The organism is Mycobacterium sp. NAZ190054, assembly GCF_001545925.1.
In the GTDB taxonomy this organism is placed as follows: domain Bacteria; phylum Actinomycetota; class Actinomycetes; order Mycobacteriales; family Mycobacteriaceae; genus Mycobacterium.
Genome location: NZ_LMVQ01000184.1, coordinates 1 through 7,412, shown reverse-complemented (window position 1 = coordinate 7,412; position 7,412 = coordinate 1). Strand labels below are relative to the sequence as shown.

Sequence of the window (7,412 nt, the reverse complement as noted above, 5' to 3'; positions counted from 1 at the left end):
CCAGCTCGCCCTTGCGGTCGTTGAGTAGTTCGCGGAACCGGAACAGCACCTGGGTGCGCTTGGACAGTGAGGTGTCCCGCCAGGCCGGGAACGCCGCGGCGGCGGCCGCGATCACCGTCTGCGCGTCGGCCACCGAGGCCAACGCGACCTGACCGGTCACCACACCGGTGGCCGGATTGGTCACCGGCGCGGTCGCGCCACCCCCACCGACAAACACCTCATTATCAACCCAATGCGAAATGGTCTTGCTCATTACTGCTCTCCTGCTTGTGTTTTCGGTTCTAGGGTCGCTCGGCAAGCTGCACGTCGACGGGCAGGCCGGTTTCCAGGGATTCCACGCCCGCGGCGCACACGGCCGCGGCGGCATAGCCGTCCCACGCGGTCGGACCATCGACGTTCAGGCCGGAGATGACCGCGTCGACCCAGCGCTGGATCTCGGTGTCGTAGGCGCGGCCGAAGCGCTCCCGGAACCCGGGCGTGATCTGGCCGCCCCAGGTTCCCGGGGCGGCTTTGCGGATCAGCCCGACGTCCAGGCCGATCAGCGCGCTCCCGTGTTCGCCCACGACCTCGGTGCGGACCTCGTAGGCGACACCGGTGGTGACGAACAGCTCGACATCCACATGCCGGCCGGACACCGTCCGCAGAATCGCGACCTGCGGGTCGATGACCCCTTCCGGCGCACCGGGATTGGATGCCGGCTTGACGATCTGCACGCTGGCGATCTCCTCACCGAACAGATACCGCGTCACGTCGACCTCGTGCACCAGCGAGTCCTTGACGATCAGCGAGCTGTCGAAGTACGACGGCACGCTCGGGTTGCGGTGCACGCAGTGCATCATCAGCGGTTGGCCGAGCTCACCGCCGTCGAGCAGCGCCTTCAGACGCATGTACTCGTCGTCGAACCGGCGCATGAACCCGACCTGGATCAGCGGGCGTTCGAGTTCGGCCTCCCGCCTGACGATCGCCAGGGACGTGGAAACGTCAGTGGTGAGCGGCTTTTCGCACATCACCGGCTTGCCGTGGTCCAGGCACGCCAGCAACTGCTTTTCGTGGGTGGTGCCCGGGGTGGCCAGCACCACCGCGTCGACCTCCGGATCGGCGATCGCGTCGAGCGGGTCGGCCACCGCGCGGCAACCGTCGATCCCCGACGCGATCTGCTCGGCCTTCTCGGTGATGTAGTCGTTGACGACCGACACCCGCGCCCCGGAGATCCGGGATGTGATCCGGGCGACGTGGTCGGCGCCCATGACGCCGACGCCCAGCACGGCGACACGCAGTTCAGACATCGGGATTCCTCAGCGGTCGGACGGATTGATCAGTGGCCGTTGGACTTTCTTCCAGTCCGAGTACCGCTGGTAGGCCTGCCGGGTGGACTCCAGGCTCGATACCTGACTGACCGGCACGTCCCACCAGGAGTGGCTGTCCGGTGCGAAGATCATCGGGTCGGTCTCGACGTGGATGACGGTGGTGTGGTCACTGGCCTTGGCGACCTTGACGGCGTCGGCGAACTCGGCGGCGGTCGTGACGCGGATGACGTCGGCGCCCAGGCTGGCCGCGTTGGCCGCCAGATCGACCGGCAGCTTGTCGCCGTCGAGCCGGCCGTCCTTGCCGCGGTACCGGTAGCTGGTGCCGAAGCGTTGTGAGCCAACCGAATCCGACAGGCCACCGATCGAGGCGAACCCGTGGTTCTGCACCAGCACCGGGATCACCTTGACGCCCTCCTGAACGGCGGTGACCAGTTCGGTGGCCATCATCAGGTACGAGCCGTCGCCGACCATGACGAACACGTCGCGATCCGGGGCGGCCATCCGCACCCCGATACCGCCGGCGATCTCGTAGCCCATGCACGAGAACCCGTACTCGACGTGGTAGCCCTTGCGGTCGCGCATGCGCCACAGCTTGTGCAGGTCGCCCGGCATCGATCCCGCCGCGCACACCACGACGTCCCGGGCGTCCGAGAGCGTGTTCACCAGACCGATGACCTGGTTCTGATTCAACGCGACCCCGTCCTCGGTGCGGTACGCCTCGGAGACGGTGTCGTTCCACTCGGACATGAGTTCGCGGATCCGCGTGGTGTATTCGTCGCCGACGGAGTAGCCGTCCAGCAGCTCGGTGAGCGTCAGCAGGGCTTCCCGGGCGTCGGAGACCACACTGACGCCGCCCTGCTTGACCGAATCCAGCGACGCCACGTTGATGTTGACGAATCGGACGTCCGGATTGTTGAATGCGGTGCGCGACGCCGACGTGAAGTCGCTGTAGCGGGTGCCGATCCCGATGACGACGTCGGCCTCGGCGGCCAGCGCGTTGGCCGCGGTGGTGCCCGTCGACCCGACGGCCCCGACCGAGCGGGGATCCTCGTGCAGCAGCGAGCCCTTCCCGGCCTGGCTCTCGCACACTGGGATTCCGGTCTTGGCGACGAACTGCGCCAGCGCCTCACTGGCGCCGGAGTAGATGACACCGCCACCGGCCACGATCAGCGGCTTGGTGGCCGAGCGGATGATGTCGGCGGCCTTGGCGATCACCGCGCGTTCGGGCAGTGGCCGGGCGATGTGCCAGGTGCGCTCGGCGAACAACGACACCGGCCAGTCGAACGCCTCGGCCTGGACATCCTGGGGCAGGGCCACCGTCGCCGCACCTGTCTCGACCGGGTCGGTGAGCACCCGCATCGCGCCGAGCAGCGCGGCGGGCAGTTGTTCGGGGCGCCACACCCGGTCGAAGTAACGCGACAGCGGTTTGAACGCGTCGTTGACGGTGACGTCGCCGGACGACGGCAGCTCCAACTCCTGCAGCACCGGCGAGCTGACCCGGGTCGCGAAAGTGTCTGCGGGAAGCAGCAACACCGGCAGCCGGTTGATGGTGGCCAGCGCAGCGCCGGTCAGCATGTTGGTCGAGCCGGGCCCGATGCTGGCGGTCACCGCCCATGCCTGGGTGCGGTCCTGCTGGCGCGCGTAGGCCACCGCGGTGTGCACCATGGCTTGTTCGTTGCGGCCAAGCACGTACTTCAGGCCCGGCTGCCGGCCGGCCTCGTAGGCCTCGACCTCGTCCTGCAGCAGTGCCTGGCCGATGCCTGCGACGTTGCCGTGGCCGAAGATGCCGAAACACCCGGCGAAGAACTTGTGCCGCTCACCGTCGTGTTCGACGTACTGGTTGGCCAGGAAGCGCACGGTCGCCTGGGCGACGGTGAGCCGCACCGTCGGCTCGTTGTCGACGAACTTCTCGGTGGACTTCGGCGCGGTGGAAACCACGGTCATTCTCCTTCGGGGGCAGAGTCCGGCACGGAAGAGGCCCTGAACGGAAGGCGTGGGTCGATCTGCTGGTGCTCCCAGCTGCCGCGCAGCCAGGTGTGGTTGGGATCGTCACAGATGAGCCAGGCGCGAGTGGGGCCGGAGCCGGCCATCACGTTCAGGTAGTACATGTGGTGGCCCGGCGCCGCGATCGACGGGCCGTGATAGCCGTGGGGCACCAGCACGACGTCACCGGAGCGGACCTCCTCGAGCACCTCGATCGGGCGTTCCGCGGTGCCGTACACCCGGTGGTAGCCGAATCCCGGTGTGCCGGCGGGGCTGTCGTCGATCTCGAAGTAGTAGATCTCTTCGAGCTGGGTCTCGACGTCGGTGTTCTCGTCGTGTTTGTGCGCGGGGTAGCTCGACCAGTTGCCGCCCGGGGTGATCACCTCGCACGCGATCAGCGAGTCCGCCTCGAACTCGGTGGCGGTGCCGAAGTTGTGCACCTGTCGGCTGCAGTTGCCCGCTCCGCGCAGTTCGACGGAGACCTCGGCCGCGGCGACCCGACGGTTCGGGAACGAGGTCTTCGCGCGGGCCCCGCAGATCGCGATCCGGCCTCGGCCCGACAGCGTGTAGTCCTGCCCGATGCCGACATACACCATGTCGGCGGGCCCGTCGAACACCGAAGCGCGCGGCGACAACTCGAACGTCTCGCCGCCACAGTCGACGCGGCCTCCGCCGGACAGCGGCAGGATCATCACCTCGGTGCCCCCGGTGCTCAGCGACACCGAGCCGTCGTCACCGAGATCCACAACGTGCAGCGACGATTCCGCCCAGCCGGCATCCTCGGGGGTGATCGCCACGGTGAACGGCGCCTCGGCGCTGTGGGCGGGGATGTACAGCTTCGACCTCATCGGACCATCGCCACCGCGGTCGCGACGGCCGAGCTGACGTCGTCGTCGGGTGGGTAGAGCAGCGTGCGGCCGACGATCAGGCCGCGCACCGATGGAAGCGACAACGCCTTCTCCCAACTGGCGAACGCCTCCTCGGGATCGGTGGGGTCGCCGCCGAGCAGCAGCGTCGGCATCGTGGTCGACTCCATCACGCGATCCATCTCGTCGACCACCGGAAGCTTCATCCAGGTGTAGGCCGACGTCGACCCGAGGCCCTGACCGATGTGCACCGACTTGATCACCGCGTCCGGGCTCAGGTCGTTGCGGACCTTGCCGTCGACCCGTGACGACATGAACGGTTCCAGCATCGCGATCAATCCGTGCGCGGCCAGCTCGTCGACGGCCTGCGCGCAGGACGCGAGCGTGGCGACGGTGCCCGGGTCGTCGAGATCGATGCGGCACAACATCTTTCCGCCGTTCATACGTGCGGCCGCGGTCGACGCCGCCGTGGCGCCGGTCATCCGGTCGTCGAGTTCGAACGACGAGCCGGCCAGGCCGCCGCGGTTGAACGACGAGAACACGACCTTGTCCTCGAGAGCGCCCAGCAGCACCAGGTCGTCCAGGATGTCCGCGGTGGCGAGCACGCCGTCCACCCCTGGGTCGGCCAGTGCCGCCCGCAACCGGTCGAGCAGATCGACGCGGCTGTTCATCGCTGTGGGGCGCCCGCCGACGGCCAGCGCACCGCGTGCCGGATGGTCGGCGGCGACGATCATCAGACGTCCGTTGCCGCGCAACGTCGGCCGCGTCGTGCGCTGCGCCCAGGCGCGTGCGACAGCACCCGGGTCGGTCGCGCGCAACTCGGTGACCGACGCGTAGTCCGTGCACAGTGCCGTATCAGACATTGACGGCCTCCACCGCGGTCTGCTCGGCGAGCGCGGCGACCTCGGCGGCGGTCGGCATCGCGGTCGAGCATTCGAGCCGGCCGGCCACGATCGCCCCGGCGGCGTTCGCGTAACGCAGCGTCTTCTCCAGCGACCAGTTGTTGAGCAGTCCGTGGCACAGGCTGCCGCCGAACGCGTCCCCGGCGCCCAGGCCGTTGACGACGTCGACCTCATTGGGCGCCACGGTCACCGACGAGTGGCGGGTCTTGCCGAGGACGCCGCGCGGACCCTGCTTGACGATCGCGAGCTCCACGCCGAGGTCGAGCAGCGCGTCGGCGGCGCGGTGCGGGTTGGACTCGCCGACGGCGATCTGGCACTCCTCCCGGTTCCCGACGGCGACCGTGACGTGTTCCAGCGCCTTCTGCACCTGTTCGGTGGCGGCGGCGGGCGTGGCCCAGAACATCGGCCGGTAGTCGAGGTCCAGCACGGTCAGAGGCCGGCGTCCGCGGGCAGCCCAGGCCGCGAAATGCGCGCTGCGGCTTGGCTCTTCGGACAGCCCGGTGACCGTCGACCAGAACAGCCGCGCCGAACGCACCGCGTCGGCGTCGATCTCCTCGGCACGGATCTGCAGATCCGGCGCGCTGGGCTTGCGGTAGAAGTACAGCGGGAAGTCGTCCGGTGGGAAGATCTCGCAGAACGTCACCGGCGTCGGGAACTCACCGTGGGTGGCGACGTACCGGTTGTCGACGTCGAGGCGGGCGAGCTCGGCCCGCACGTACCGGCCGAAGGGGTCGTCGCCGACGCCGGAGATCAGGGCCGAGCGGTTGCCGAGCCGCGCCGCGGCGACCGCCACGTTGGCCGCGCTGCCGCCCAGGAACTTCCCGAACGTCTGCACCTCCTCCAAGCCGACCCCGGTCTGGAGCGGGTAGACGTCGACGCCGCTGCGCCCGATGGCGAGCACGTCGTATGGCTGATTGGTCATCACAAGTCACTCCGACGGATAGGTGTGGGTGGCTGCCTAAGACTGTGCCCGCGGTCACGGCATCATGTCAAGACTTTGTCCTGACATTCTATCTTTATCTCAATGGGTGTTAGTATTCAGCTACTCCTGACCCGCCCTACCCGAGATCGGAGCCGATGTGCCCCTGACAGTGGAGCTCGACAGGTCAAGCCCTGTTCCGCTGTATTACCAGCTGGCCCAGGCGATCGAGGCGGCCATCAGAGATGGCGAACTCTCCCCGGGGGACCGGTTCGAGAATGAGCTCGCGCTGGCGAAGCGTCTGACGTTGTCCCGTCCGACCACGCGGCGCGCGATCCAGGAGCTCGTCGACAAGGGGCTGCTGGTCCGCAAACGCGGCGTCGGCACCCAGGTGGTGCAGAATCCGGTGCACCGGCGCGTCGAACTGACCAGCTTGTTCGACGACCTCGCCCGTGCCGGCCAGGAGCCCACCACAAAGTTGCTCAAGTACGAGGTCGGTGTGCCCGACGAGGAGACCGCCCGGGAACTCAACCTGGCCGAGGGCCGCGAGGTGACGTCGATCCACCGGTTGCGTTCGGCCAACGGCGAACCGCTGGCCCTGATGGTCAACCATCTGCCCGCCGACATCGCGCCCGACGCCGAGGAGCTGGAGAGCAATGGGCTCTACCAGTCCCTGCGTGCCCGCGGGGTGCACATCCGGCTGGCGCGCCAGCGCATCGGCGCCCGCAGCGCGTCGCGCGCCGAAGCCCACCTGCTCGACGAGAAGCCCAACGCGCCGCTGCTGACCATGACCCGTACCGCGTTCGACGATTCGGGTGCCGCCGTCGAGTTCGGTAACCACTGCTACCGCGCGTCGCGCTACTACTTCGACACCACCCTCGTCGACCGCTGATCCCCGCCGAAATGGCATTCCAGCAGCGGAAGTTCGAGTAGCGGCCTGCTGGAATGCCATTTCGGCGGATCAGGAGAAGGCGGTGCGGAACGCCGCCAGCGCGGCCTCGCTTCCCGCGACGCCGCCCTTCGAGGCCCACGCCTCCATGCCGACGGTGCCGGTGTAGCCGGCCTCCCGCAGCGCCGCCGCGACCGCGGCGTAGTTGAGCTCGCCGGTGCCGGGCTCACAGCGACCCGGCACGTCGGCCACCTGGATCTCGCCGATCGCGTCGCCGCAGCGGCGCACCAGCTCGGTCAGGTTCCCCTCGCCGATCTGCGCGTGGTACAGGTCGAGCATCATCTTCACGTTCGGGTGACCCACGCCCTCGACCAGCGCGAGCGTGTCCTTGGCCCGCGCCAACGGCACACCGGGGTGGTCGACGATCGTGTTGGTGGACGGGCAGAAGGACGCGGGTGGGCTCGGACGCGCATCCGGACAACTCGGGGCGGCGTCGGCGTCGAAGCTCAGAGCGGGAGGGTTCCTGGGTGAGAACAGGATTCCCAT

At 68.5% G+C, this 7,412-nt stretch carries 8 protein-coding genes; 1 reads left to right on the top strand and 7 read right to left on the bottom strand.

Going from position 1 to position 7,412, the window contains the following annotated elements:
• From ASJ79_RS14420 to iolC, 6 genes are all read right to left on the bottom strand, one after another.
• Positions 1–253, bottom strand: a 253-nt coding sequence (locus tag ASJ79_RS14420; protein WP_156448446.1) for an aldehyde dehydrogenase family protein, incomplete at its 3' end; no start/stop codon positions are given.
• 28 nt (positions 254–281) lie between these two features.
• A complete protein-coding gene (locus ASJ79_RS14415; protein WP_067956264.1) occupies positions 282–1,286 on the bottom strand; it encodes a Gfo/Idh/MocA family protein in 1,005 nt (334 codons plus the stop codon).
• Positions 1,287–1,295: 9 nt separating this feature from the next.
• Entirely contained in the window at positions 1,296–3,245 is a 1,950-nt protein-coding gene (gene iolD / locus ASJ79_RS14410; protein ID WP_067956265.1) for a 3D-(3,5/4)-trihydroxycyclohexane-1,2-dione acylhydrolase (decyclizing), read from the bottom strand.
• 2 nt (positions 3,246–3,247) lie between these two features.
• Positions 3,248–4,138, bottom strand: a complete 891-nt coding sequence (gene iolB, locus ASJ79_RS14405) for a 5-deoxy-glucuronate isomerase (protein WP_067956262.1) — start codon at positions 4,136–4,138, stop codon at positions 3,248–3,250.
• Positions 4,135–5,019 carry an aldolase gene (locus ASJ79_RS14400; RefSeq protein ID WP_067956260.1) on the bottom strand — a complete coding sequence of 295 codons (885 nt, stop codon included), beginning with the start codon at positions 5,017–5,019 and terminating at the stop codon, positions 4,135–4,137. Before ASJ79_RS14400 ends, iolB begins: the two co-directional genes overlap by 4 nt.
• Positions 5,012–5,980 (bottom strand): 5-dehydro-2-deoxygluconokinase, encoded by a 969-nt coding sequence (gene iolC, locus ASJ79_RS14395; protein WP_067956257.1) that lies wholly within the window; start codon positions 5,978–5,980, stop codon positions 5,012–5,014. Before iolC ends, ASJ79_RS14400 begins: the two co-directional genes overlap by 8 nt.
• A gap of 157 nt (positions 5,981–6,137) precedes the next feature.
• Between iolC and ASJ79_RS14390 the strand changes: the two genes are divergently transcribed.
• A complete protein-coding gene (locus ASJ79_RS14390) occupies positions 6,138–6,869 on the top strand; it encodes a GntR family transcriptional regulator (RefSeq protein WP_067956252.1) in 732 nt (243 codons plus the stop codon).
• Between the two features lie 69 nt (positions 6,870–6,938).
• On the opposite strand, the gene ASJ79_RS14385 is transcribed toward ASJ79_RS14390, so the two are convergent.
• On the bottom strand, positions 6,939–7,412 hold a 474-nt coding region (locus ASJ79_RS14385; RefSeq protein WP_156448445.1), incomplete at its 5' end, for a TIM barrel protein.

Coding starts and splice junctions, on each gene's coding strand:
- ASJ79_RS14415 (WP_067956264.1), bottom strand. CDS start 1,286: ATGTCTGAACTGCGTGTCGCCGTGCTGGGCGTCGGCGTCATGGGCGCC.
- iolC (WP_067956257.1), bottom strand. CDS start 5,980: ATGACCAATCAGCCATACGACGTGCTCGCCATCGGGCGCAGCGGCGTC.
- iolB (WP_067956262.1), bottom strand. CDS start 4,138: ATGAGGTCGAAGCTGTACATCCCCGCCCACAGCGCCGAGGCGCCGTTC.
- ASJ79_RS14400 (WP_067956260.1), bottom strand. CDS start 5,019: ATGTCTGATACGGCACTGTGCACGGACTACGCGTCGGTCACCGAGTTG.